Origin of the sequence: Variovorax sp. CAN15, assembly GCF_030462475.1 — a bacterium.
Taxonomy (GTDB): domain Bacteria; phylum Pseudomonadota; class Gammaproteobacteria; order Burkholderiales; family Burkholderiaceae_C; genus Variovorax.
On sequence record NZ_JASMRZ010000077.1, the window covers coordinates 1 to 24420 of the forward strand.

23 protein-coding genes are annotated in these 24420 nt (G+C 68.9%); 18 read left to right on the top strand and 5 right to left on the bottom strand.

Annotation, left to right across the window (positions count from 1 at the left end; translation table 11 throughout):
- Both QMO14_RS27835 and QMO14_RS27840 read right to left on the bottom strand, forming a co-directional pair.
- The coding region (locus tag QMO14_RS27835) for an electron transfer flavoprotein subunit alpha/FixB family protein (protein WP_301511163.1) at window positions 1-797 on the bottom strand (797 nt) is incomplete at its 3' end.
- A gap of 17 nt (window positions 798-814) precedes the next feature.
- Window positions 815-1564: an electron transfer flavoprotein subunit beta/FixA family protein gene (locus QMO14_RS27840; protein ID WP_301511165.1), complete on the bottom strand. Its 750-nt coding sequence runs from the start codon at window positions 1562-1564 to the stop codon at window positions 815-817.
- Window positions 1565-2008: 444 nt separating this feature from the next.
- Here QMO14_RS27840 and QMO14_RS27845 point away from each other — a divergent pair, with 444 nt between their 5' ends.
- The 14 genes from QMO14_RS27845 to QMO14_RS27910 all read left to right on the top strand — a co-directional run bounded on the left by QMO14_RS27845 (window position 2009) and on the right by QMO14_RS27910 (window position 17134).
- On the top strand, window positions 2009-2821 hold the full coding sequence (locus QMO14_RS27845) for a class II aldolase/adducin family protein (protein ID WP_301511166.1): 813 nt from the start codon (window positions 2009-2011) through the stop codon (window positions 2819-2821).
- Window positions 2822-2869: 48 nt separating this feature from the next.
- On the top strand, window positions 2870-4432 hold the full coding sequence (locus QMO14_RS27850; protein WP_301511168.1) for an ABC transporter substrate-binding protein: 1563 nt from the start codon (window positions 2870-2872) through the stop codon (window positions 4430-4432).
- A gap of 67 nt (window positions 4433-4499) precedes the next feature.
- Window positions 4500-5474: an ABC transporter permease gene (locus QMO14_RS27855; RefSeq protein WP_301511170.1), complete on the top strand. Its 975-nt coding sequence runs from the start codon at window positions 4500-4502 to the stop codon at window positions 5472-5474.
- A 15-nt stretch (window positions 5475-5489) separates the two neighbouring features.
- Window positions 5490-6332, top strand: a complete 843-nt coding sequence (locus tag QMO14_RS27860; RefSeq protein WP_301511171.1) for an ABC transporter permease — start codon at window positions 5490-5492, stop codon at window positions 6330-6332.
- A gap of 2 nt (window positions 6333-6334) precedes the next feature.
- Window positions 6335-7972, top strand: coding sequence for an ABC transporter ATP-binding protein (locus QMO14_RS27865; protein ID WP_301511195.1), 1638 nt, complete (start codon window positions 6335-6337; stop codon window positions 7970-7972).
- Entirely contained in the window at window positions 7969-8883 is a 915-nt protein-coding gene (locus tag QMO14_RS27870) for a glyoxylate/hydroxypyruvate reductase A (protein WP_301511173.1), read from the top strand. The genes QMO14_RS27865 and QMO14_RS27870 overlap by 4 nt, the downstream gene beginning before the upstream one ends.
- Before the next feature lie 38 nt (window positions 8884-8921).
- Window positions 8922-10295: an aspartate aminotransferase family protein gene (locus QMO14_RS27875; RefSeq protein ID WP_301511175.1), complete on the top strand. Its 1374-nt coding sequence runs from the start codon at window positions 8922-8924 to the stop codon at window positions 10293-10295.
- 1 nt (window position 10296) lies between these two features.
- Entirely contained in the window at window positions 10297-11334 is a 1038-nt protein-coding gene (locus QMO14_RS27880; RefSeq protein WP_301511177.1) for a histone deacetylase family protein, read from the top strand.
- A 58-nt stretch (window positions 11335-11392) separates the two neighbouring features.
- Window positions 11393-12322 carry a DMT family transporter gene (locus tag QMO14_RS27885; protein ID WP_301511179.1) on the top strand — a complete coding sequence of 310 codons (930 nt, stop codon included), beginning with the start codon at window positions 11393-11395 and terminating at the stop codon, window positions 12320-12322.
- A gap of 14 nt (window positions 12323-12336) precedes the next feature.
- A complete protein-coding gene (locus QMO14_RS27890) occupies window positions 12337-13029 on the top strand; it encodes a GntR family transcriptional regulator (protein ID WP_301511180.1) in 693 nt (230 codons plus the stop codon).
- A gap of 1 nt (window position 13030) precedes the next feature.
- Window positions 13031-13735 carry an SDR family NAD(P)-dependent oxidoreductase gene (locus tag QMO14_RS27895; RefSeq protein WP_301511182.1) on the top strand — a complete coding sequence of 235 codons (705 nt, stop codon included), beginning with the start codon at window positions 13031-13033 and terminating at the stop codon, window positions 13733-13735.
- Between the two features lie 9 nt (window positions 13736-13744).
- Window positions 13745-14773 (top strand): histone deacetylase family protein, encoded by a 1029-nt coding sequence (locus QMO14_RS27900; RefSeq protein ID WP_301511184.1) that lies wholly within the window; start codon window positions 13745-13747, stop codon window positions 14771-14773.
- On the top strand, window positions 14773-15867 hold the full coding sequence (locus tag QMO14_RS27905) for a phosphotransferase (protein ID WP_301511186.1): 1095 nt from the start codon (window positions 14773-14775) through the stop codon (window positions 15865-15867). The genes QMO14_RS27900 and QMO14_RS27905 overlap by 1 nt, the downstream gene beginning before the upstream one ends.
- The gene (locus QMO14_RS27910; RefSeq protein WP_301511187.1) at window positions 15860-17134 is read left to right on the top strand and encodes an aspartate aminotransferase family protein; all 1275 of its coding nucleotides are present in this window, start codon (window positions 15860-15862) and stop codon (window positions 17132-17134) included. The genes QMO14_RS27905 and QMO14_RS27910 overlap by 8 nt, the downstream gene beginning before the upstream one ends.
- Before the next feature lie 130 nt (window positions 17135-17264).
- Here QMO14_RS27910 and QMO14_RS27915 read toward each other — a convergent pair whose 3' ends face one another.
- Complete coding sequence (locus tag QMO14_RS27915) at window positions 17265-18140, bottom strand: helix-turn-helix transcriptional regulator (RefSeq protein ID WP_301511188.1); 876 nt, start codon at window positions 18138-18140, stop codon at window positions 17265-17267.
- 100 nt (window positions 18141-18240) lie between these two features.
- Here QMO14_RS27915 and QMO14_RS27920 point away from each other — a divergent pair, with 100 nt between their 5' ends.
- Window positions 18241-18723 (top strand): ester cyclase, encoded by a 483-nt coding sequence (locus QMO14_RS27920; protein WP_301511189.1) that lies wholly within the window; start codon window positions 18241-18243, stop codon window positions 18721-18723.
- A gap of 42 nt (window positions 18724-18765) precedes the next feature.
- On the opposite strand, the gene QMO14_RS27925 is transcribed toward QMO14_RS27920, so the two are convergent.
- Entirely contained in the window at window positions 18766-20049 is a 1284-nt protein-coding gene (locus QMO14_RS27925) for a mechanosensitive ion channel family protein (protein WP_301511190.1), read from the bottom strand.
- A 40-nt stretch (window positions 20050-20089) separates the two neighbouring features.
- Complete coding sequence (locus QMO14_RS27930) at window positions 20090-21043, bottom strand: histone deacetylase family protein (protein WP_301511191.1); 954 nt, start codon at window positions 21041-21043, stop codon at window positions 20090-20092.
- A gap of 80 nt (window positions 21044-21123) precedes the next feature.
- Here QMO14_RS27930 and QMO14_RS27935 point away from each other — a divergent pair, with 80 nt between their 5' ends.
- From QMO14_RS27935 to QMO14_RS27945, 3 genes are all read left to right on the top strand, one after another.
- Window positions 21124-22044 carry a MoxR family ATPase gene (locus QMO14_RS27935; protein ID WP_301511192.1) on the top strand — a complete coding sequence of 307 codons (921 nt, stop codon included), beginning with the start codon at window positions 21124-21126 and terminating at the stop codon, window positions 22042-22044.
- A complete protein-coding gene (locus QMO14_RS27940; protein WP_301511193.1) occupies window positions 22041-23018 on the top strand; it encodes a DUF58 domain-containing protein in 978 nt (325 codons plus the stop codon). The genes QMO14_RS27935 and QMO14_RS27940 overlap by 4 nt, the downstream gene beginning before the upstream one ends.
- A gap of 13 nt (window positions 23019-23031) precedes the next feature.
- The coding region (locus QMO14_RS27945; RefSeq protein ID WP_301511194.1) for a DUF3488 domain-containing protein at window positions 23032-24420 on the top strand (1389 nt) is incomplete at its 3' end.

A 24420-nucleotide genomic window follows, 5' to 3' on the forward strand; every position in this document is an offset into this window, starting at 1 on the left:
TGCTGGATGGCGCCCGAGATGCCCGCTGCGATGTACAGCTGAGGGGCGACGATCTTGCCCGTCTGGCCCACTTGCCAGTCGTTCGGGGCATAGCCCGCGTCCACTGCAGCACGGCTGGCGCCGAGGCCGGCGTTCAGCTTGTCCGCCAGAGGTGCCATCACCTCGGTGAACTTTTCGGCGCTGCCGAGTGCGCGGCCACCCGAGACGATGATCTTGGCGGCAGTCAGTTCGGGACGCTCGCTCTTCGTGACTTCACGGCCCACGAAGCTGCTCTTGCCGCTGTCGGCAACACCTGCAGCCGATTCGACTGCAGCACTGCCACCCGTGGCTGCAGCCGCATCGAAGCCGGTCGTGCGAACGGTGATGACCTTGGTCGCGTCACTGCTCTGCACGGTGGCAATCGCGTTGCCCGCGTAGATCGGACGCTCGAAGGTGTCCGCGCTCACCACGGCGGTGATGTCGCTGATCTGGGCCACATCGAGCTTCGCAGCCACGCGCGGGGCGACGTTCTTGCCGTTGGCGGTCGAGGGGAACAGGATGTGGCTGTAGTTGCCGGCAATCGCGAGCACTTGGGCGGCGACGTTCTCGGCGAGGTTTTCAGCGAGGCTCGGGCTGTCTGCTGCGATGACCTTGGAAACGCCTGCGATCTGGGCTGCGGCCTTGGCCGCTTCGGCGGCATTGGCACCGGCCACGAGCAGGTGGACGTCGCCGCCGCAGGCCAGCGCTGCGGTCACGGTGTTGAGGGTGGCCGGCTTGATGCTGGCGTGGTCGTGTTCTGCAATGACGAGTGCGGTCATGTTCTTGTCTCTCTTCCTCAGATCACTTTGGCTTCGTTCTTGAGCTTGTCCACCAGGGTGGCGACATCGGGCACCTTGATGCCGGCACCGCGCTTCGGGGGCTCCGCGACCTTCAGGGTCTTCAGGCGGGGCTTCACGTCCACGCCCAGCTCTTCGGGCTTGACCGTGTCGAGCTGCTTCTTCTTGGCCTTCATGATGTTGGGCAGCGTCACGTAGCGCGGCTCGTTCAGGCGCAGGTCGGTGGTGATGACCGCGGGCAGCGTGAGGGAGACCGTTTCCAGGCCGCCATCGACCTCACGGGTCACCGTTGCCTTGTCGCCAGCGACTTCGACCTTGGAGGCGAAGGTGGCTTGGGGAAGATCAGCCAGTGCAGCCAGCATCTGGCCGGTCTGGTTGGCGTCGTCGTCGATGGCCTGCTTGCCCAGGATGACGAGAGACGGCTGTTCCTTGTCGACCAGTGCCTTCAGCAGCTTGGCGACGGCCAGCGGCTGCAGTTCTTCGGCGGTTTCCACCAGGATGCCGCGGTCGGCGCCGATGGCCATGGCGGTGCGCAGGGTTTCCTGGCACTTGGCGTCGCCGCAGGAGACGGCGATCACTTCGGTGACCACGCCCTTTTCCTTCAGCCGCACCGCTTCTTCAACGGCGATCTCGTCGAAGGGGTTCATGCTCATCTTGACGTTGGCAATGTCCACTCCGGTGCCGTCGCTCTTCACGCGCACCTTCACGTTGTAATCGACGACCCGTTTGACAGGCACAAGAACCTTCATTGACTTGACTCCATTGGATTGCAAAAAGGGGGCTTCGAGGGCAAACCGGTCATTCTAGGGCGCGACCTTTGCCGCCTCTCCATTCTTCTCATTGGTGCAGGCACCACAAAAAAGAACGATCGTGCTTTTCCGTGATTATAAAGCGGTGAATGCCCGGGTCACTCCAGCCAGCAAAGATATTTACATCCCGTCGGGCTTGAAAACCTTCGTTCCTTCAACCTGAGCCCCGCGACCGAAGCTGCGCCGCGCGGGCAACTCCCGGGATGGGTCGGCCCTACAACACTCTCGCACGCAAATCGATCCCACACGCCCGCTCGCGGTGCACGCGCAGCCGGCCGTGGCGCCATCTGCAGCCAATTTCCGGGTTTTTGCCGATATCTGGGCTGGCATGCAACCTGCAAGATGAATACTGTCGACAGATGACTGTCGATCTTCGGAGATTCAATGGAAACAGCAGAACGAAGCATCCCGGACGTACGCGGCAGCGCGCGCCCTCCCACGACGCCTGCGGAGCGCCAGCTCCGGCAAGACCTGGCAGCCGCCTACCGGCTCGTCGCCCTCTACGGAATGGACGACAGCATCTACACCCACATCTCCGCCCGGGTGCCCGGCACCACGGACCAGTTCCTGATCAACCCCTTCGGCATGCTGTTTCGCGACATCACGGCGTCCTCGCTCGTGAAGATCGACCTGGACGGCAACATCGTCGAGCCCTCCGAGTACGACGTGAACCCGGCCGGCTTCACGATCCACAGCGCGGTGCATGCCGCGCGCCATGACGCCGTCTGCGTGCTGCATACCCACACCGTCGCCGGCGTGGCGGTTTCCTCGCTGGCCGGCGGGCTGCAGCCGTGCAACCAGTGGGCGCTGCAGTTCCACAAGCGCGTGACCTATCACGAGTTCGAGGGGATCGCGCTCAACCACGAGGAGCGCGAGCGCCTGGTCGCCGACCTCGGGCCGACTTCCCGCGCGCTGATCCTGCGCAACCACGGGCTGATCACGCTGGGCCGCAGCGTGGCCGAAGCCTTCATCCTCATGCACAACCTGGAGCGCGCCTGCCGCGTGCAGGTGGCCATCCAGGGCACGGGCCAACCGGTGCACCCGGTTCCCGAGGAAGTCTGCGAGCTGACCGCGCGCCAGTACGAGAGCGGCGACACGAATCGCCTCGCCTCTGCACCGCACGACCCCTACGCCCGCGAATGGCGCGCGCTCCTTCAGCGCCTGTCCCCGCCCAGCCCCGCCTCGTTCCGCGACTGAGATTCACCCGTTCTTCACCGCCCTCCCCACTCTGAAAGGTCCGCTCCGATGAAACGCCGCCACCTGATCCAAGCCGGCTCCGCCGCCCTCGGCCTGTCCATTGCGGGGGTGCCACTGCACAGCCTGGCGCAAACCAGGAAGGGCGTGGTCAACGTGCTGGTCCAGCCCGAGCCGCCCGGCCTGATGATGGGCATCGTGCAGAACGGCCCCACGCAGCTGATCGCCGGCAACATCTACGAAGGCCTGCTGCGCTACAACGAGAAGCTCGAGCCGCAGCCGCAGCTCGCCACCTCCTGGACCGTGAGCGCGGACAGCAAGACCTACGTCTTCAAGCTCAAGCCCGGCGTCAAGTGGCACGACGGCAGCCCCTTCACGGCCGACGACGTGGTGTTCTCCTGCGACGTGTTCCTGCGCAAGACGCATGCGCGCTTCCGCGCCAGCCTGGCGCAGGTGGAATCGATCAAGGCGCTCGACCCGCTCACCGTCGAGTTCAAGCTCAAGCAGCCCTTCGCCCCTTTCATGGGCATCTTCGAGAACGGCACCATGCCGATGGTGCCCAAGCACATCTACGAAGGCACCGACTTCGCGACCAACCCGGCCAACGCCACGCCCATCGGCACGGGTCCGCTCAAGTTCAAGGAGTGGGTCAAGGGCTCCTACATCCAGCTGGTGGCCAACGAGAACTACCACCAGCCCGGCGCCGTCGGCGTGGAAAGCGTCTATTTCCACGTCATTCCCGACGCGGCCGCGCGCGCCGCCGCCTTCGAATCGGGCAAGGTCGACATCGCCCCGGGCGGCACGGTGGAGTACTTCGACGTGGGCCGCCTCGCAAAGCTGCCGGGCGCGGCCGTGACCACCAAGGGCTGGGAGTTCTTCGCGCCGCACAGCTGGCTGTGGATGAACAACCGCACGGCGCCGATGAACAACGTCAAGTTCCGCCAGGCCGTGTGGACCGCCATCGACCGCGAGGCCATGGCCAAGGTCGCCTGGTACGGCTACGCCAAACCGGCCACCGGCCCCTTCAACAGCCACATCGCCTACGCCAGCGACGACGTGACCAAGTACCCGCGCGACCTCGCCAAGGCCAAGAAGCTGCTGTCCGAGTCGGGCTACAAGGGCGAGACGCTTCGCCTGCTGCCGCTGCCCTACGGCGAGTCCTGGCAGCGCCAGGCCGAGATCGTGCGCCAGAACCTCACGCAGGCCGGCATCAAGATCGAGATGGTCGCCACCGACGTGGCCGGCTGGAACCAGCGCAACAGCGAGTGGGACTTCGACCTGGCCTTCACCTACGTCTACCAGTACGGCGACCCGGCCCTGGGCGTGAGCCGCAACTACACCAGCGACAACATCGCCAAGGGCTCGCCCTTCAACAACGTGGCGGGCTACACCAACCCCAAGGTCGACGAGCTGTTCGCCGCCGGTGCGCGCGAAAGCGACCCGGCCAGGCGCCGCGCGATCTACCTGGAAGTGCAGAAGCTGCTGGTCGACGAGGTGCCCGTGGCCTGGCTGCACGAGATCAACTTCCCGACGCTGTACCGCAGCAAGATCCAGAACGTGGTGTCCTCAGGCATCGGCCTGAACGACAGCCTGGGCCGCGTCAAGCTGGCCTGACTTTCCTCCTCCGCATGCGACGCCGGGCCCACGGGCCGGGTCACCGCATGCCCGAATCGAGCTTGCCATGAAACGACTGCAGTTCATGTCCGTGCGCTTGCTGCAGGGCCTTCTGGCCCTTCTGGTGATCGCCACCGTCAATTTCCTGCTGGTGCGCGCGGCGCCGGGCGACCCGGTCTCCGTCATGGCCGGCGAGGCCGGTGCGTCCGATGCGCAGTTCGTGGCCCAGCTGCGCCAGCAGTTCGGCCTCGACCAGCCGCTGCCCGTGCAGCTCGGCAACTACCTGGGCCATGTGATCAAGCTCGACCTGGGCTTCTCCTACCGCCAGCAGCAGCCGGTGGTCGACCTGATCATGGAGCGTCTGCCGGCCACGCTGCTGCTGACGGGCACGGCCTTCGGGCTCTCGCTGCTCTTCGGCATCGTGCTCGGCGCGCTGGCCAGCCGCAACGCGGGCAAATGGCAGGACAGCCTGATCACCGTCGTCGCGCTGGTGTTCTACGCCACGCCGCTGTACTGGCTGGCGATGATGGCGGTGCTGCTCTTCACGGTGCAGCTCGACCTGCTGCCGGCCTTCGGCTTCTTCACCGTGGGCGCGGACCTCACGGGCATCGACAAGGCAGTGGACATCGCGAAGCACCTGATCCTGCCTTCGCTCACGCTGGCGCTCTTCTACATGGCGGTCTATGCGCGCATGACGCGCGCCTCCATGCTGGAAGTCGCGCAGATGGATTTCGTGAAGACCGCGCGCGCCAAGGGCGTGGCTCCGGGCCGAATCCAGCGCAAGCACATCCTGCGCAACGCGCTGCTGCCGGTGGTCACTCTGGCCGGCATCCAGGCCGGCGGGATGATCGGCGGCGCGGTGCTCACCGAGACCGTGTTCGCCTGGCCCGGGATCGGCCGCCTCATGTTCGACGCCCTGCTGCAGCGCGACTACAACCTGCTGCTCGGCTGCTTCCTGTTCACCGCGGCCATGGCCGTGCTGTTCAACCTGATCACCGACTTCGTCTACACGCTCGTCGATCCCCGCATCGAGCTGGGCTGAGCCAAGGAGCCCCTCATGAAAAGCAAATTCTGGCGGCGCTTCAGCCGCAACAAGGGCGCGGTCTTCGGCCTCATCGTGCTGATGCTGGTGGCGCTGGTCACCGCGCTCGGCCCCTTCATCGCGCAGAACAACCCCTGGGACATGGTTGGCACGCCGTTCGCCGCGCCCCTGGCCGAACAGGGCCTGCTGCTGGGCACCGACACCATGGGCCGCGACATCCTGTCGGGCATCGTCACCGGCGCGCGCGTCTCGCTGCTGATCGGCGTAGTCTCCACCGTGGTCTCGCTTTTGATCGGCGTGAGCATCGGTGCCGTCTCGGGCTACTTCGGCGGCTGGGTCGACGCCACGCTGATGCGCTTCACCGAGCTGTTCCAGGCCATCCCGAGCTTCGCGCTGGCCATCGTGCTGGTGGCCATCTTCCAGCCCTCGGTGCAGTCCATCGTCACGGCCATCGCGATCGTGTCGTGGCCGCCCGTGGCGCGGCTGGTGCGCAGCGAGTTCCTCACGCTGCGCCAGCGCGACTTCGTGGCGGCGGCCCAGCTGGCCGGCCAGTCCACGCCGCGCATCATCCTCACGCAGATCCTGCCCAACGCCGCCTCGCCCATCGTGGTGATGGCCTCGCTGATGGTGGCAACGGCCATCCTGCTCGAGTCCAGCCTGAGCTTCCTGGGCCTGGGCGACCCGAACCAGATGAGCTGGGGCTACATGGTCGGCTCGGCGCGAACGGTGCTGCGCCAGGCGTGGTGGATGGCGGTGTTCCCGGGCGTGGCCATCCTGCTCACCGTGCTCGCGCTGAACCTGGTGGGCGAAGGCCTGAACGACGGACTCAACGCGCGCGCCGACGGGAGGGGCAAATGAAGATGGAAAACCTCGTTCTTCCCGTGCTCGACGTCAAGGGCCTGGACATCCGCCTGCCCCAGGGCGCCGACCGCGAACTGGCGGTGCAAGGCGCCTCGCTGCAGCTGCTGCCGGGCCAGACGCTGTGCGTGGTCGGCGAATCCGGTTCGGGCAAGTCGATGATCGCCAACGCCATCATGGGCCTGCTGCCGCGGCCGCACGTGGAACCCGTGGCCGGCCGCATCCTGTTCGACGGGCAAGACCTTCTGCAGCTCGACGAAGCACAGTTGCGCACGCTGCGCGGCCGACGCATCGGCATGGTGTTCCAGGAGCCGATGACGGCGCTGAACCCGGTGATGCGCATCGGCGAGCAGATCGCCGAGGTATTCGACGCGCACGTGAAGCTCTCGGCCGCGCAGAAACGCCAGCGCATCCTCGCGGCGCTGGCCGACGTCGGCCTGCCCGAACCCGAAGTGCTGATCGACAGCTACCCGTTTCGCCTGTCCGGCGGCCAGCGCCAGCGCGTGATGATCGCCTGCGCGCTGGCGCTGGAACCCGCCCTGCTGATCTGCGACGAACCCACGACCGCGCTGGACGTGACCACGCAGGCGCAGATCCTGAAGCTCATCCGCGAGCTGCAGCAGCGCAAGGGCACGGCGGTGCTGTTCATCACGCACGACTTCGGCGTGGTCTCCGAGATCGCCGACCAGGTCGTCGTGATGCAGACCGGCCAGGTGGTGGAAGCCGGCCCGGCCGCCGCCGTGCTGGCGCGGCCCCAGCATGCCTACACGCGCAAGCTCATCGCGGCCATTCCCAACGGACAGGTGCGCGCGCCGGTAGAGGCACGCGCCGTCGAGCATGTGCTGCAGGTGCAGGAACTGCGCAAGACCTACGTGACCGGCGGCGGCCTGTTCAGCAAGGGCCGGCGCGTTGAGGCGGCCAAGGGCCTGTCGTTCGACCTGCGCCGCGGCGAGACGCTGGGGCTGGTCGGCGAATCGGGCTCGGGCAAGTCGACCGTGGGCCGCTGCATCGTGGGCCTGGCGCCCTTCGACAGCGGCCGCGTGCTGTTCAAGGGCCGCGCGCTGCAGTCGGGCGCGCAGTTCCGCGCACAGTCGCAGGGCAAGATCCAGATGGTGTTCCAGGACCCGTACGCCTCGCTGAACCCGCGCCACCGCATCGGGCCGGCCATCGCGGCCGGCCCCATCGCGCAGGGCGTGCCCAAGGCACAGGCCATGGCCCGCGCGATGGAGCTGCTGGAGCTGGTGGGCCTCAAGCCCGACGCTGCGGAACGCTTTCCGCACGAGTTCTCCGGCGGCCAGCGCCAACGCATCGGCATCGCACGTGCACTGGCCATGGAGCCGCAACTGCTGGTGGCCGACGAGCCAGTCTCCGCGCTCGACGTATCGGTGCAGGCCCAGGTGCTCAAGCTGTTCGCCGAGGTGCGCGAGCGCTTCCAGCTGGCGATGGTGTTCATCACGCACGACCTGCGCGTGGCAGGCGAGATGTGCGACCACATCGCCGTGATGCAGCGCGGCCAGATCGTCGAATACGGCGAGACCGCCACCGTGCTCGCGAACCCGCAGCATGCCTACACACGCACGCTGATCGAGGCGCAGCCGAGGCTGTCGGCCGCGCCTTCGGAGCAGGCGGTGGCCGCATGACCCAAGAGCTCAACATCGCACTGGTCTCCGACCAGATTGCCATGGACTACCTGCAGCCCGCCTTCCGCGCGCGCTTTCCGCAGGCCCGGCTGCACCGTATCGACACCGAGGTGCAGGAGCTGGATGCGCTCGACCGCATCGACACCGTGGTCTGCTGGTCGCCGCCGCCGGGACTGCTCGCGCGCATGCCGCGCCTGCGGCTGGTGCAGTCGGTAGGCGCGGGCACCGACCACATCACGCGCGACCCCGCGCTTCCCGACGTGCCGGTGCGCCGCATCGTCGACCCCGACATGGCCGACGGCATGAACGCCTACGTGGCCTGGGCCGTGGTGCACGGCCAGCGCCACATGGGCGCCTACCTCGAGAGCCAGCGCCGCGCAGCCTGGGAGGAAGCGCCCATAGAGCCGCCGGGGCACCACCGCGTGGGCATCGCCGGGCTGGGCGTGCTGGGCCAGTCGGTCGCGCGCGCACTGCTGGCCATCGGCTACCGCGTGCGGGGCTGGAGCCGCAGCCCCAAAAACACGAATGAGCTGCCCGCCGGCATCGAGGCCTTCCACGGCGATGCCGCGCGCGCCGAATTCCTGTCGGGCTGCGACACGCTGGTCTGCCTGCTGCCGCTGACCGAAGACACACGCGGCATCCTGAACGCCGGACTGTTCGCGCAGTTGCCGCGCGGCGCGCGCCTCGTCAACGCCGGCCGTGGCGCGCATCTCGTGCAGGACGACCTGTTGGCCGCGCTGCAAAGCGGTCAGCTCGCCTCGGCCGTGCTCGACGCCTTCGTCGAGGAGCCGCTGCCGCAAGGCCACCCGTTCTGGCGCCATCCGCGCATCACCGTCACACCGCACATCGCGACACGCACCGGGCCCGAGGCCATCGCGCGGCAGACCCACGACAACCTGGCGCGGCTGTAGCCATTTTTCAGCGCCCTGCACACAAAAAGAGGAACCCCATGGCAGAACCCCTAGGCACTGGCGACAAGGACGTCGCCACCCACCTGCACTCCTACACCAACCTGGCCGCGCTGCCGCAGACGCCGCCGCTGGTCATCGTCCAAGGCGACGGCATCCACGTAGTTGACGAACACGGCCGTCGCTACCTGGAGGCCATGTCGGGCCTGTGGTGCGCCTCGCTGGGCTTTTCCAACAAGCGCCTGGCCGAGGCTGGCGCGAAGGCGCTGAACACCCTGCCCTATTACCACACGTTCAACCAGCGCACCAACGTGGCGGTGGCCGACCTGGCCGAGCGGCTGCTCGCGCTGGCGCCCGCGCCCATGGCCCGCGTGTTCTTCGCCAACTCGGGCTCCGAGGCCAACGACAGCGCGGTGAAGATGGTCTGGTACTACCACAACGCCATCGGCCAGCCACAGCGCAAAAAGATCATCGCGCGGCGCAATGCCTACCACGGCGTGACCGTGGCCGCCGCCAGCATGGGCGGGCTCGACGGCAACCACCGCGACTTCGACCTGCCCATCGCCACCGCGCCCGCGCGCTTCCTGCACGTGGACTGCCCGCACCACTACCGCTATGCCGACCCCGGCGAGACGGAGCAGGACTTCTCCAGCCGCCTCGCGCAGCAGCTGGAGCAGACCATCCTGGCCGAAGGCCCGGAGACCGTGGCCGCCTTCATCGCCGAGCCGGTGATGGGCGCGGGCGGCGTGCTGGTGCCGCCAGCCGGCTACTTCGAGAAGGTGCAGGCCGTGCTGCGCAAGTACGGCGTGCTCATGATCGCCGACGAGGTCATCTGCGGCTTCGGCCGCACGGGCAACATGTTCGGCTCCACCACCTTCGGCATCCAGCCCGACATCCTGAGCTGCGCCAAGGCGCTGTCGTCGGGCTACGTGCCGATCTCGGCGGTCATGGTCAACGAGAAGGTGCACAGCGCCATCGCCGCCAACAGCGGCAAGCTCGGCAGCTTCGGCCACGGCTACACCTACTCGGGGCATCCCGTCGCCTGTGCGGTGGCGCTGGAGACGCTGAAGGTCTACGAGGACGAGCGCATCCTCGACCATGTCCGCGAGATCGCCCCTGCGTTCCAGGCCGGGCTGCGCGCCTTCGCCGAGCGGCCCTGGGTGGGCAACGTGCGCGGCGTGGGCCTGATCGGCGCCATCGAGCTCATGGCCGACAAGGCCGCGCGCACGCCATTCGCACCCGAGCGCAAGGCCGGCTACCGCTTCGCGGCGCTGGCGCTGGAAGAAGGGCTGATCGTGCGCGCCATGGGCGACAGCATCGGCCTGTGCCCGCCGCTGATCATCACGCGGGCCGAACTGGATGAACTGTTCGCGCGCCTGACGCGCACGATGGACCGCTTCGAGAGGGAGCTCTGACATGCAGGCCTTCTTTTCCGACGACCAGCTGCTGCACGACCCGCAGCAGTACATGCGCGTGGGCCGCATCTGCAAGCCCGCCGACCTGCCCACGCGCGCCGAGGCGCTGATGGGAACGCTGGCCACGCGCGGCATCACGGTCAGCGCGCCGCCCGACGCCGGCCGCGCCGCGCTGGAGCAGGTGCACAGCACCGACTACCTCGACTACCTGGAGACCGCGTTCGAGCGCTGGCGCAAGGTCGAGAGCTTCGGGCTGGAACCCGGCATCGAGGTGCTGCCCAACATGTCGCCGCACGGACCGCGCGTGGGCCCCTGCCCTTCGCCTTCGGTGCTGGCGCAGACGGGCTGGTACGTCGGCGACCTGTCCTGCCCCATCGGCCCGAACACCTGGCGCTCCGTGCTGCGATCGGCCCACGCCGCGCTGGCGGCGGCCGAGGCGGTGCTCGACGACGGCGGCGTCGCCTACGCACTGTGCCGGCCCTCGGGCCACCATGCGCAACGCGCGCGCGCGGCGGGCTTCTGCTACGTGAACAACAGCGCCATCGCGGCCGCCACGCTGCGCCAGCGCCACGCGCGCGTGGCGGTGCTCGACATCGACGCCCACCACGGCGACGGCACGCAGCAGATCTTCTACGAGCGCGGCGACGTGCTGACCGTGTCCACGCACGCCGACCCGGCCGGCTACTACCCCTGGTACACGGGCTACTCGCACGAGCGCGGCGTCGGCGAGGGCGAAGGCTTCAACCTCAACCTGCCGCTGGCGCACGGCAGCGGCAACGCCGAATTCGCTCAAGCGCTGGACCAGGCCACCGCCGCCATCGAGCGCTTCCAGCCACAGGCGCTGGTGCTGCCGCTGGGCTTCGACACCTACAAGGACGACCCGATCAGCGTGCTGAAGTTCGACATGGAAGCCTTCCGCCTCGCCGGCGCGCGCGTGCGTGCGCTGGGCCTGCCCACGGTCGTGGTGCAGGAAGGCGGCTACATGGTCGAGGCCATCGGCGCCGCGCTCGATGCGTTCCTGGAGGGGCTGCGCGCATGACCGTTCCGACGATGGGCGGCGACGTGCTTGCGGGGGCGATGCCGTCGCGGCAGGCGGCATGAGCGCCGCCCCCGCCTCCGTCTCGCTGGCGCGTGCCGACAACAGCGCGGGTGCCGGCATCGCGCTCTTTCTCTGCGCGCTGGTGCTGTTCGCGGCGTACGACGCCTTCGCCAAGCAGATGGTGGCCACACATGCACCGGCCGTCGTCAACCTGGGCCGCTACAGCGCCATCGGCGTCATCGCGCTGGCGCTGCTGCTGCGCCACGGCGACCTGCGCCTGTGGCGCCAGCCACACCAGAAGCTGCTGGCCGCGCGCAGCGTGGCGCTGGCCATCGTCGCCACCTGCTTCATGACGGCGCTGGTGACGATGCCTCTGGCCGAGGCCACGGCCATCTACTTCACCGCCCCTTTGATCATGGTCGCGCTGTCGCCCTGGCTGCTCGGCGAGCGCGTGGGCCGCGCGCAGTGGACAGCCGTTCTGCTGGGCTTCGCGGGCATGCTGTGCATCGTGCGCCCCGGGGGCAGCCTGCCGCTGGCGGGCACGCTGCTGATGGCGGTGTCGGCAGTGTGCTATGCGCTCTTCCAGGTTCTCACGCGACGGCTCTCGGGGCTGGTGCCCGCGCCGGTGCAGTTCGCGCACATGGCGCTGGCCTGCCTGGTCATCACGAACCTGCCGGTGCTTTTCATGCCGCACGTCACGCTGCCGCCGTGGCCGGAGATGGCGCTGCTGGTCGCCGGAGGCGCGGTCAGCGGCAGCGCCCAGCTGTTGCTCCTGGCCGCATTTCGCCGCGTCGGCGCCGCCACGCTGGCACCGCTGAACTACGTGCAGTTGCTGCTGGCGGTGCTCATCAGCACGCTGTGGTTCCAGCGCCCGCCCGATGCGCCGGCGCTGGCGGGCATGGCGCTGATCGCCGTCGCGGGCGTGTACCTGGCGCGCGCGGGCGGCGGGAGCCCCAAGGCGGCCGGCATGATACGCACAAGAGATTGAGACAAGGAACTCAGATGACCACCAGCCGGGCCGAAGCCGCAACCCCTCCCGCCTTCTCGTCGATCCAGGTGCCCGACCTGGTCGGCGTGGTGGAGGCGCAACTGCAGCAAGCCATCCTGTCGGGCCGCATCGCGCCCGGCGAACGCATCGTCGAGGCCGAGCTGGCCCGGCAGATGGGCGTGAGCCGCGCGCCCGTGCGCGAGGCGGCGCGCCGCCTGGAAAGCCTGGGCCTGCTGATCTCGCGCCCGCGCCACGGCTTCGCGGTGCGCACGGTGTCGCCCAAGCAGGTCAACGACCTGTACGAGGTGCGCATCCAGCTCGAACTGCTGGGCGCCTCGCTGGCCTGCACGCACGCCACCGACGCCGAACTTGCCCAGCTGGACGCGCGCGTGGACGACATGGTGGAACGCGCAGAGACGCTCTCTTCGCCCGAACGCGTGGCGCTCGACCTGGACTTCCACTTCGCGATCAGCGCGCTCTCGGGCAATCACTACCTGCACCGGCTGTTCGACAACATGCAGACCGAGGTGCGCATGTTCCTGGCCCTCAGCGAGGACAGCTACGGCGACCTGAAGGCGCTGGCCGAGACGCACCGGCCCATCGCCAAGGCGATGGCGGCGCGCGACGTCGGCGCCGTCGAGCACGCGCTGCGCTACCACCTCGAGACCGCCAAAGACCACGTGCGCGGCCTCTTCACCAAACCCTGACATGAATGCGCTGCCCCGCGTCGCGATGGTCAGCGGAGGCAGCCGCGGCATCGGCCTTGCCATCGTGCGCGAGCTGCTGGCCGGTGGCTGGCGCGTGAGCGTGGGCGCGCGCGGCGCCACCGACGCCTTCGCCGAGTACGGACCTGCTCAAGTACGCAGCTACCGCTTCGACGCTGAGGACGCGCGCAGCGAAACCGACTGGGTGGCAGCGACCGTGCGCGACTTCGGCGGCATCGACGCGCTGGTGCACAACGCCGGCATCCTGAGCACGCGCTCGGTCATCGCGGCCGACGACGCGGAGGTCGACCGGCTGCTGGAAGTCAACGTCAAGTCGCCGCTGCGGCTCACGCGCAAGGCCTGGGCGCACCTGCTGGCCGCCGACGAGGGCAAGGTGCTGGTGATGGCATCGCTGGCCGCCAAGCGCGTGCGCACGGCCGACGCCTCTCTCTATGCGCTGAGCAAGGCGGCGGTGCTGTCGCTGGCGCACGGCATCCAGCACTGCGGCGCCGAATCGCGCGTGCGCTGCACGGCCCTGTGCCCGGGCTTCGTCGACACCGACATGGCGGCCACCCTGCCGCCCGAGCAGCGGCAACAAGCCACGCGACCCGAGGACGTCGCCCGCATCGCGCGCATGGTGCTGGAGCTGCCGGCCTCGGCCAGCGTCGCCGAGATTCCCATCAGCTGGACCGTCGAACCCCAATACTGAAAGCCCGACATGAAAGTCATCTACAGCGACCAGCACACCGGCCACGACCCGCAGCAGTTCATCGTGCGCGGACGCATGAAGCGCAGCAACGAGCAGCCCGAGCGCGGCACGCTTCTGCTGAACGCCGCGCGCGCGCAGGGCCACGACATCGTCGCGCCCGAAGACCACGGCCCCGGCCCGCGCGCCGCGATCCACACACCGCAGTACCTGCGCTTCCTGGAGACCGCCTGGGAGCGCTGGCAGCAGTTGGAAGACGCCTCCGAGGAGGTCATGCCCAACGTGCACCCGTTTCCGGGCCAGCCCTTCACCTACCCCGAAAGCCTGGTCGGCCAGGCCGGCTACCACATGGGCGACATGGCCTGCTCCATCGGCCGGCACACCTGGCATGCCGCGACCTGGTCGGCGCACGTGGCGACGCATGCCGCGCAGCTGGTGCTGGATGGCGAGCGCGCGGCCTATGCGCTGTGCCGGCCGCCCGGCCACCACGCCTACGCAGACCGCGCCAACGGCTTCACCTACCTCAACAACGCCGCGATCGCGGCCCAGCACCTGCGCCGCAGGCACGAGCGCGTGGCCATCCTCGACATCGACGTACACCACGGCAACGGCACACAGGGCATCTTCTGGCGCCGCAAGGACGTGCTGACCGTATCGCTGCACGGCGACCCGCATTTCTGCACGCCCTTCTTCACCGGCCACGCGCACGAGACCGGCGAAGGCGAGGGCCTGGGCTACAACCTGAACCTGCCGCTGGCGCGCGGCACGCAGGACGAGGGTTTCCTCGCCGCGCTCGCGACGGCACACGCCACCATCCGCGCCTTCGCGCCCGGCGCGCTGGTCGTGGCCCTGGGCCTGGACGCGCACGAGAACGACCCCTACCAGGCGCTGGCCGTCAGCACGCCGGGCTTCGGCCGCATCCTCGGAGAGATCGCCCGGTTGGGACTGCCCACGGTGCTCGTGCAGGAAGGCGGCTACCTGTCGGAAGACCTCGGCCGCAACCTCGCCAGCGCGCTTGGCGGCTTCGAGAAGGCGGCCTGATGACGCACGACCTCGACGCCGCCATCAAGGCGGCCCTGCCCGAGGCGGCGGTGCTGACCTCGCCGCCCGCCCCCGTCGCGACGGAATGGGCGGCGGACCTGCTGCAGCGCCTGTACGGCAAGCGCGGCCGCCTCAAGCCGCTCACCGGCGAGCGCGATGCCAACTTCCTGCTGGAGCCGGAGGACGGCGGCGCGCGCTGCATGCTCAAGCTCTCGCATCCCGATGAAGACCCGCTGGTCGCCGACTTCCAGACGCAGGCGCTGCTGCACCTCGCGCGCACGGACCCCGGCCTTCCGGTGCAGCGGCTGCTGCCCGACCGCTGCGGCGCGGCCTCGGTGCAGATCGAGGACGCCGAGGGCCGCACACGCGTGGCGCGCCTCTTCAGCTACCTCGAAGGCCAACCCATGCCGCAGGCGCCGCGCTCGGCGGCGCAGCGCAGCAGCGTGGCCCGCATGCTGGCGCGGCTGGACCTGGCGCTGGCGGGCTTCGAGCACCCGGCCGGCGCCCGCGAACTGCCGTGGGACATCCAGCGCGCCGACCGCGTGCGCGCGCTGCTGGTGCACGTGGCCGACCCGGAGCGGCGCGCGCTGGCCGAGTCCGCGCTGGACGGCTTCGTGCAGCGCACCAAGCCCCAGCTTGGCCTGCTGCGCCGCCAGCCCATCCACAACGACTTCAATCTCTACAACCTGCTGGTCGACCCGGACGACCCGGCGCGCGTGGCCGGCATCCTCGATTTCGGAGACATGGTGCATGCGCCGCTGGTGGACGATCTCGCCGTCGCGGCCTCGTACCACCTCGACGAGCATGGCGACGCACTGGCGACGATCGCGCGCTTCGCGGCCGACTACCACGCCGTCTCTCCGCTGACCGACGCCGAAAGCTTCGCCCTGCTCGATCTCGTGCGCGCGCGGCTGGCCATGGTGGTCGCCATCAGCGGCTGGCGCGCGGCGCGGCAGCCCGACAACGCCCCCTACCTCATGCGCAACAACGCCATCTCGTGGGCAAGGCTGCAGGCCTGCGCCGAGCTGACGCCCGAACAGGTACAGGCCGCCATCCAGGCCGCCTGCCGCACCACGGAAGCCATCCATGACTGAGACGAAAAGCACCGCCGAGCTGCTCGCGCGCCGCGCGCACCTGCTGGGGCCCGCCTACAGGCTGTTCTACGACGAGCCCTTCCACCCCGTGCGCGGCGAAGGCGTCTGGCTCTACGACGCGGCCGGCACGCCCTGGCTGGACGCCTACAACAACGTCGTGCCGCTGGGCCATGCGCGGCCCGAGGTGGTCGAGGCCATCGCGCGGCAGGCTTCCGTGCTCAACACGCACACGCGCTACCTGCACGAAGGCATCCTCGACTACGCGGAGCGGCTGCTCGCCACCATGCCGCCCGAGCTGGGCCACGCCACCTTCACCTGCACCGGCAGCGAGGCCAACGACCTGGCCATGCGCATCGCCACGGCGCACACGGGCAACACCGGTTTGATCGTCACGCGCTTCGCCTACCACGGCGTGACCTCGGCTCTCGCCTGCGCCTCGCCCTCGCTGGGCCAGTACGTGCGCGTGGGCGAGCACGTGCGGCTGGTGGATGCGCCCGAGGGTGCGGATGCCGGCACCGGCCAGCGCTTTGCCGAGGGCGTGCGCGCGGCCATCGCCGACCTGAAGGCACACGGCATCGCGCCCGCAGCGCTGCTCGTGGACACGGTGTTCTCCAGCGACGGCGTGTTCACCGCGCCGACCGGGTTCCTGCGCGAAGCGGTGGACGTGATCCACGCTGCCGGCGGTGTGTTCATCGCCGACGAAGTACAGCCCGGCTTCGGCCGCACCGGCGAGGCCTTCTGGGGCTTCCTGCGCCATGGCGTGGTGCCCGACATCGTGACCATGGGCAAGCCCATGGGCAACGGCCACCCCGTCGCGGGCCTGGCGGTTCGCCCGGAAGTCATGAAGGAATTCGGCCAGGCCAGCCGCTACTTCAACACCTTCGGCGGCAACCCCGTCTCGATGGCCGCGGCCTCCGCCGTGCTCGACGTGATCCAGCGCAACGGCCTGCAGGACAACGCGCTGCAGGTCGGCAACTACCTGCGCGAGCGCCTGGCCGCGCTCGGCCAGCGCCATGCGCTGGTCGGCGAAGCGCGCGGCGCCGGGCTGTTCATCGGTTTGGAACTCGTGACCGACCGCGCCACGCGCGCACCGGCCACCGCGCAGGCGGTCAAGGTGGTCAACGGCCTGCGGCAGCGGCAGGTGCTGCTGAGCGCAACGGGGCCGCAGGGGAATGTGCTCAAGATCAGGCCGCCGCTGGTGTTCACGCGGGAGCATGCCGATCTGCTGGTCGAGCGGCTGGATGAGGTGCTGGGCACTCTTCAATAGCTGCGATGCCATCGGTCGTGCATCGGTGGGCCGCCGGGCAGAACCGCGCTCTCGATTGCAGACCGCAGCCGAAGCTCGACGGGCAGGCCGGCTTCGAGCATGGCCGTGCGTCGTGCAGGATGCTTGGTCGCTAGCGTCGAACCGAGCCGAGATGCTGTGCATCACGCTCGTTCCTGCGGCGTTCCAGCAGCCTCAACTTCCGCATGCTCTGTGCATCGACCGGCGTGTAGACGACGAGCCGCATGTCTGGCGACTCCTCGACCATGAAAGAGCTTTGCTCCAGTTCCATCCGGCCGACGCCGCGGACCTCGAAGCGCTTGGTCCGGTCGGTGCGCATGCTGACGTCATGGTCGGGCCACCACTGCCTGAACTCCGGGCTGGCGACCTGCAGGCGCTCGATCAATGCCAGGAAGGCCGGGTCGTCGCGATGCCGCCCGAACTCGACGCGAAAGCGCGCGAGCATCGCGCGCGCATCGGTTTCCCACTGCGGTATCGCAGCCCGGTGCGCCGGGCTCGCGAACACCAGCCACAGCATGTTCCTGTCTTCAGGCGCGATGGTCGAGAGGTCGCCGAACACGGCCGAGAGCGCGTGGTTCCACGCAATCACGTGCATCGATGCGGTGGCAAGGTAGGCAGGCCCGGTGACCGCATCGAGCATGCGGCGCAGGTGCGGCGTGACCGCCAGCGAGGGACCAGGGACGATCGGCGGCGGACGGTTGTGTGCCAGCGTGAAAAGGTGCGCGCGCTCGGTTGCATCGAGCTTCAGCGCCTGGGCGATGCGGTCGAGGAAATGTGCCGACACCTCGATCTCGCGCGCCTGCTCCAGCCACGTGTACCAGGCGAGGCCGACGCCCGCGAGATGGCAGACCTCCTCGCGCCGCAGGCCCGGCGTGCGCCGCCTCGCCGTTGTGGGGAGACCGACTTCGGCGGGCTTCAAGCGCTCGCGGCGGCTGCGCAGGAACGCGGCCACTTCGGCACGCGCCTGGGGGCTGGACGGATGGCTCATTGCGCGAGGCTGGTGGTTCCTGTACCTGGATAACTTCCTGTCTTGTCGGAGGATATTAGGCGCTCTACGCTGGGCTTTTCAACCGACGAAGGAACACCCGATGACCTCCACAGCCCGCACCAGGGAACGCTTTCTGAACTTTCGCAGCCGACTCTACGATCGGCACGACCTCACGGCCGTCGACGACCACCTGCATCCGGAATTCTCGAGCCACAGCGCCAATGTCCGTCCTCTGCTGGAAGCGGCCCGATCGGGCGATGGATCGCACGTCGATGTACGGCCCGCCTACAAGGAATTCGTGAAAACCTTCTACGTCGGCTTGCCCGACCTCAGACCGGCGCGCCAGGAGGTCATGGTCGAAGACCAAGGCCTCATGGCGATGACTCGGTGGGAGGCAACGCACACCGGCGTCTTCTTCGGCGTGCCGGCCACCGGCAAGGCGCTGCATTTCTCGACGGCGGATCGCTATCGCCTGCAAGACGGACTATTGGTCGAGCACTGGGATGTGGTGGATGTGCAGGAGGCGTGGCTCGCGCTCGGCATTGTCGTGCGCCCTGGGCCCTCGGCGTCCAGCGCGCGATAGCCGATAGCCGAAACGCGCGCGAAAGCGCGAAGCCCGGAGAACCTACTTTTCCGAGGGCACGCCCGCAGGCTCGGCTCCCGCCGGCAGCGACTCCACCCGCACCACCCGCTGCGGATAAGGAATGTCGATCCCCGCACCGCGCAGCCCGTCGAGGATCGCGATGTTGATCGCCGAGCGCAGGTTGTCCTTGCCCTTGTCCGGATCAGTCACCCAGAAATTGAGCGTGAACTCCAGCCCGTCGGGCGCGAAGTTCATGAGGAAGGCCACCGGCGCCGGGTCGGTCATCACGCGCGGCTGGGCCTTGGCGGCCTCGCAGAGGATGGACTGCACCTGCGCCACGTCGCTGTCGTAGCCGACCACGATGGTGGTCGTGATGTTGAACTTGCGGTCGGCCAGAGAGAGGTTTTCGACCCGGCTGGTGATGAGCGACTCGTTCGGCACGATGGCCTCGCGCCCGTTGCCCGCGCGGATGAGGGTGTAGCGGGTCTTGATATCGGTGATGCGGCCCTCGAAGGTGTCGACCTTGACGTTGTCGCCGATGCGGATCGAACGCTCCAGCAGGATCACAAAGCCGCTCACGTAGTTGGCCGCCAGCTTCTGCAGGCCGAAGCCCAGGCCCACGCCGAGCGCGCCGCCGAGCACCGAGAGCGCCGTGAGGTCCACCCCTACCGCCGAGAGCGCAAACAGCAGGCCCACCAGCAGCAGGAAGGCGCGCACCGCGTTCGAGGCCACCTTGCGCATCGACAGGTCGGAAACCGCCTCGCGCAGGATGCGCTTCTCGATGGTGCTGGAGATCCACAGCGAGATCATCAGCACCACGCCCGCCGACAGCACGCCCTGGAAGATGGTCTGCAGGCTCACGCGCGTCTTGCCGAAGGCCAGCGTGATGTCGTCGAGTTCCGCCAACACTGGCGGCAGCAGCCCCACGATCCAGAGCACCGCCGCGATCCAGGCCAGCCAGGAGATGGTGCGCTCGATCAGCCTGACGAGGTTGGAGGCCGGGAACACTGCCCTGAGCACCCGTGCGAAAAGCCGGATGACCGCCAGCGACAGGAACACCGGCACCGCGATGCGCAGCACCAGCACGGTCTGGAAGTCGAGCGCCACGCGCCGGGCCAGGTCGGTGAACACCAGCGCCAGCAGCGGGAAGAGCAGCCCGTCGAAGGTGCTCTCGCCGAACCAGATCGAGTCCTTGGGCTGGTCGCGGCCGAACCACTTGCAGATGGACCAGGCCAGCGCCACGCAGGCCACCAGCGCGATCAGTTCGATGCCCAGGCCGCGCGCGTCGACCTGGTTCAGTCGTTGGAGGAAATCGTTGAAGTTCATCTATCGGAACAGGACGTCGGCGCAGGCCGTGTCCGCTGCGTCACAGGGAAGCCAGCACGCGGATGTGGGCTTCCACGCTGCGCGCCAGCGCGTCGAGGTTGTAGCCGCCTTCGAGCATCGAGACGATACGGCCCTTTGCATGGCGCTTCGCGACATCGTGTATGCGGCCGGTGATCCAGGCGAAGTCGTTCTCGTTGAGGCCGAGCTGGCCCAGGTCGTCCTCGCGGTGCGCGTCGAAGCCGGCGCTCACGAAGATCATCTGCGGCTTGAATTCTTCCAGCCGCGGCATCCAGGTCGCCTCGATCATCTCGCGCACGTCCATGCCCCGGGTGTACGCCGGTATCGGCAGGTTGAGCATGTTCGCCGCCGGATGGTTGGTGCCGCTGTACGGGTAGAACGGATGCTGGAAGAAACCCACCATCAGCACGCGCGGGTCGTTCGAGAGGATGTCCTCGGTGCCGTTGCCGTGGTGCACGTCGAAATCGACGACGGCCACGCGCTCGATGCCATGCACTTCGACGGCGTGCCGCGCGGCGATGGCCACGTTGTTGAAGAAGCAGAAGCCCATCGCCTGCTCCCGGCAGGCGTGGTGGCCGGGCGGGCGCACCGAGCAGAAGGCGTTTTCCAGGTCGCCGGCGATCACCGCGTCGGTCGCGGCGATCGCGGCGCCGGCCGCACGGCGCGCGGCCAGCAGGGTGAAGCGGGTGAGCGTGGTATCGGGGTCGACCTGCGCGTGGTCCGGGCCGCCGGCGGGCTCGTCGGCCACCAGACGCTGGTGCAGCGACTCCAGGTACTCGACGTGTTCGGTGCTGTGCGCCCGGGTGAGTTGCTCCAGCGTGGCCAGCGGCACTTCGCGGTGCTCCAGCGCGTCGCCCACGCCGGTGAGCAGGAGGCGGTCCTCAATGGCATCGAGCCGGCCGGGGCACTCGGGATGCCCTCCGCCCATGTCGTGCTTCCAGAAGTCCCGGTGTGTGAAGTAGCCTGTCTTGCCCATGTGTCTCTATCGCCACGTCTAGACCTCACGCGGCATGGGGCCGGCGGGTCTTACGGTATCGTTTGCATATGGATACAAATATGGACGTTGCCGCAAAGCTAGCCACTTTGTTAACTCAGCTTAACACGGTGATCGTGGGCAAAGAGGCCCAGGTTCGCGACTGCGTGGCCTGCCTGCTGGCCGGCGGCCACCTGCTGATCGAGGACGTGCCGGGTGTCGGCAAGACCACCCTCGCACACGCACTCTCGCACACCTTCGGACTGCAGTTCTCCCGCGTGCAGTTCACCGCCGACCTGATGCCGGGCGATCTCTCGGGCGTGGCGATCTACGACCGGGGCCAACAGGCCTTCACCTTCCACCCGGGGCCGATCTTCGCGCAGGTGCTGCTGGCCGACGAAATCAACCGCGCCAGCCCCAAGACCCAGAGCGCGCTGCTGGAGGCCATGGAAGAGAAGCAGGTCACCGTCGAAGGCGAGACCCGCCCCCTGCCCTCGCCCTTCTTCGTGATCGCCACCCAGAATCCGCAGGACCAGCTCGGCACCTTCGCCCTGCCCGAATCGCAGCTCGACCGCTTCCTGATGCGCATCTCGCTCGGCTACCCCGACCGCGCCGCCGAGCGCCAGCTGCTCGCGGGCGTCGACCGCCGCGAGATGCTGGCCACCCTGCCCGCGATGCTGACCGCCGGCGAGCTGACTGCCCTGCAGCAGCGCGTGCAGCAGGTGCACGCGGCCGACGCGCTGCTCAACTACGTGCAGGACCTGATCGCAGCCACCCGCTCCGGCCGCTGGTTCCTGCAAGGCCTGTCGCCGCGCGCCGGCATCGCGGTGCTGCGCGCGGCCAAGGCTCAGGCGCTGCTGGCCAATCGCAACTACGTCGCGCCCGACGACGTGCAGGCCGTGCTGCCGCAGACCATCGCGCACCGCCTCACGCCGGTGGGCGACGCCGGCCGGGGTGCCGTGGAGCAGGTGCGCGCAATGATCGCCGCGGTGCCCTTGCCGTGAACCCTGCCGGCGCTCTCCGCGCGCGCATCGACGGCTGGTTCCTGTCGCGCCGCGCGCCCTCCGACACGCTGGAGCTCACCCAGCGCAACGTCTACATCCTGCCCACGCGGGCCGGCTGGACGCTGGGGGCGACGCTGCTGGTGCTGCTGATCGCGTCGATCAACTACCAGCTCAACCTGGGCTACCTGCTGACCTTTCTTCTCGCGGGCAGCGTGGCCGTGGGCATGCACGTGTGCCACGGCACGCTGCGCGGGCTGGCGATGCACATGATGCAGCCCGAAGCACACTACGCGGGCGCCGCCGCAGTGTTCAGGGTCGTGCTGCACAACACCCGTCGCCGCGTGCGCTACGGCATCGGCATGGCGGTGCGCGGCAGCGGGCAATGGGCCTGGACCGACGTGCCGGCGGAGGGAACGTCGACCGTCGAGATCGCCTTCCAGCCCGAGCGGCGCGGGCTGCACCCGGTGCCGCCGCTCACGGCCGAGACGCGCTTTCCGCTCGGCACCTTCCGCGTGTGGACGGTCTGGCGGCCGGCCGCGCAGATGCTGGTCTACCCCGCGCCCGAGGCGCACCCGCCGCCGCTGCCGCCCGGCGAGCCCCTTTCCGGGCCGGCCGCGCTGACCGCCTCGATGCGCGCCCACAACGCCGGCGAATACGACGGCGTGCGCGCCTACCGCCGCGGCGATCCGCTCAAGCTCGTGGTCTGGAAGAAGGCCGCGCGCGCGCAGGCCACGGGCTCCGAAGACCTGGTCAGCCGCGACACGCAGCAGGCCCAGCGCGAGGAACTCTGGCTCGACGCGCAGGCCACCGGCCTCGCCGACACCGAGGGCCGCCTCTCGCGCCTGTGCGCCTGGGTGCTGATGGCCGACCGGCTGGGCGTGGACTACGGCCTGCGGGTGGCCGGCCGGGTCGTGAAGCCCTCCCAGGGCGAGGCGCATCGCCGGGCCTGCCTCGAAGCGCTGGCGCTTTGCTGAACGGGAACGCCGCATGAACAGAGTGATGCGCGAACTCGCCGCCCTGCCCCGCGACGCGCGGGACACGCTCTTTCTTCTCAGCGTGATCGGCCTGATCCTGCTGCCGCAGATCGAGAACCTGCCGTGGTGGTGCTCCGCCCTCACCGCGATGGTGCTGCTGTGGCGCGCTTCGCTGGCCGTGCAGGCCCGGCCGCTTCCCAGCCGGTGGTGGCGCCTCGCGCTGCTGGCGCTGATATTGGCCGCCACATACGCCACCCACCGCACACTGCTGGGCCGCGACGCAGGCGTCACGCTCATCGTGAGCCTGCTCGCGCTCAAGACGCTGGAGCTGCGCGCGCGGCGCGACGCCTTCGTCATCTTCTTCCTGGGCTTCTTCGCGATGCTCACGAACTTCTTCTACTCGCAGTCGCTGCTGACGGCCTTCACCATGCTGCTGGCGCTGCTGGGCCTGCTGACCGCGCTGGTCAACGCGCACATGCCCGTGGGCCGGCCGCCGCTGATGCAGGCGGCGCGCACGGCCGGCTGGATGGCGCTGGCGGGCGCGCCGATCATGCTCGCGCTGTTCCTGCTGTTCCCGCGCTTCGCGCCGCTGTGGGGCACGCCCAGCGACGCGATGATGGGCCGCAGCGGCCTGTCGAACAGCATGCGCGTGGGCACCATCGCCGAGCTGGCGCTGGACGACCGCATCGCCGCGCGCATCAAGTTCGAGGACGGCCGCGCGCCGCCGCAGAGCCAGCTGTACTTCCGCGGACCGGTGCTGGCGCAGTTCGACGGCCGCGAATGGACGGCGCTGCCGTCGTGGGCACGCGGTGCGCAGCGGTCGTCCAGCCTGCGCGTGAGCGGCTCGCCCGTGCGCTACCAAGTGACGCTGGAAGCCAGCAACCGGCCCTGGCTGCTGACCCTCGACGTCGCGCAGCGCCCGCCCAAGGTGCCCGGCTTCGAGGTCAGCGGCACGCCCGACCTGCAGTGGTTCGCCAGCCGCCCCATCAACGACCTGGTGCGCTACAGCGCCGAGAGCTACACGCAGTTCCAGAGCGGCCCGCTCAAGCGCGTGGGCGGCCAGTTGCAGGCCTACCTCGCGCTGCCGCCCGGCACCAATCCGCGCACCGCCGCGCTGGCCGCCGAGATGCGCGCCGACCCCGTGCGCTGGGCCGCCGAGGACGTGTTCGCGCTGTATCACGAGCGCTGGGAGATCGAACTCGCGTACGGGGAGATCAAGACCGACATGCTGCGCCAGTCCATGACGCTGCGCAGTCAGCACCCCGACGGCGTCGAGCAGGAACTGTGGGCGACCCTGCTGATGTACAACCTGATCCGTCTGGAAATCACGCGCATCGCCGACGAAGCCAAGCTCGAGCCTTGTCGCATCAGCTTCATCACGGCCTTGCGCTACATCGTCGAC

What these genes read in the sequence shown, in the direction of transcription:
- QMO14_RS27840 (WP_301511165.1), bottom strand. Translation starts at nt 1,564, where the DNA reads ATGAAGGTTCTTGTGCCTGTCAAACGGGTCGTCGATTACAACGTGAAG.
- QMO14_RS27845 (WP_301511166.1), top strand. Translation starts at nt 2,009, where the DNA reads ATGGAAACAGCAGAACGAAGCATCCCGGACGTACGCGGCAGCGCGCGC.
- QMO14_RS27850 (WP_301511168.1), top strand. Translation starts at nt 2,870, where the DNA reads ATGAAACGCCGCCACCTGATCCAAGCCGGCTCCGCCGCCCTCGGCCTG.
- QMO14_RS27855 (WP_301511170.1), top strand. Translation starts at nt 4,500, where the DNA reads ATGAAACGACTGCAGTTCATGTCCGTGCGCTTGCTGCAGGGCCTTCTG.
- QMO14_RS27860 (WP_301511171.1), top strand. Translation starts at nt 5,490, where the DNA reads ATGAAAAGCAAATTCTGGCGGCGCTTCAGCCGCAACAAGGGCGCGGTC.
- QMO14_RS27865 (WP_301511195.1), top strand. Translation starts at nt 6,335, where the DNA reads ATGGAAAACCTCGTTCTTCCCGTGCTCGACGTCAAGGGCCTGGACATC.
- QMO14_RS27870 (WP_301511173.1), top strand. Translation starts at nt 7,969, where the DNA reads ATGACCCAAGAGCTCAACATCGCACTGGTCTCCGACCAGATTGCCATG.
- QMO14_RS27875 (WP_301511175.1), top strand. Translation starts at nt 8,922, where the DNA reads ATGGCAGAACCCCTAGGCACTGGCGACAAGGACGTCGCCACCCACCTG.
- QMO14_RS27880 (WP_301511177.1), top strand. Translation starts at nt 10,297, where the DNA reads ATGCAGGCCTTCTTTTCCGACGACCAGCTGCTGCACGACCCGCAGCAG.
- QMO14_RS27885 (WP_301511179.1), top strand. Translation starts at nt 11,393, where the DNA reads ATGAGCGCCGCCCCCGCCTCCGTCTCGCTGGCGCGTGCCGACAACAGC.
- QMO14_RS27890 (WP_301511180.1), top strand. Translation starts at nt 12,337, where the DNA reads ATGACCACCAGCCGGGCCGAAGCCGCAACCCCTCCCGCCTTCTCGTCG.
- QMO14_RS27895 (WP_301511182.1), top strand. Translation starts at nt 13,031, where the DNA reads ATGAATGCGCTGCCCCGCGTCGCGATGGTCAGCGGAGGCAGCCGCGGC.
- QMO14_RS27900 (WP_301511184.1), top strand. Translation starts at nt 13,745, where the DNA reads ATGAAAGTCATCTACAGCGACCAGCACACCGGCCACGACCCGCAGCAG.
- QMO14_RS27905 (WP_301511186.1), top strand. Translation starts at nt 14,773, where the DNA reads ATGACGCACGACCTCGACGCCGCCATCAAGGCGGCCCTGCCCGAGGCG.
- QMO14_RS27910 (WP_301511187.1), top strand. Translation starts at nt 15,860, where the DNA reads ATGACTGAGACGAAAAGCACCGCCGAGCTGCTCGCGCGCCGCGCGCAC.
- QMO14_RS27915 (WP_301511188.1), bottom strand. Translation starts at nt 18,140, where the DNA reads ATGAGCCATCCGTCCAGCCCCCAGGCGCGTGCCGAAGTGGCCGCGTTC.
- QMO14_RS27920 (WP_301511189.1), top strand. Translation starts at nt 18,241, where the DNA reads ATGACCTCCACAGCCCGCACCAGGGAACGCTTTCTGAACTTTCGCAGC.
- QMO14_RS27925 (WP_301511190.1), bottom strand. Translation starts at nt 20,049, where the DNA reads ATGAACTTCAACGATTTCCTCCAACGACTGAACCAGGTCGACGCGCGC.
- QMO14_RS27930 (WP_301511191.1), bottom strand. Translation starts at nt 21,043, where the DNA reads ATGGGCAAGACAGGCTACTTCACACACCGGGACTTCTGGAAGCACGAC.
- QMO14_RS27935 (WP_301511192.1), top strand. Translation starts at nt 21,124, where the DNA reads ATGGACGTTGCCGCAAAGCTAGCCACTTTGTTAACTCAGCTTAACACG.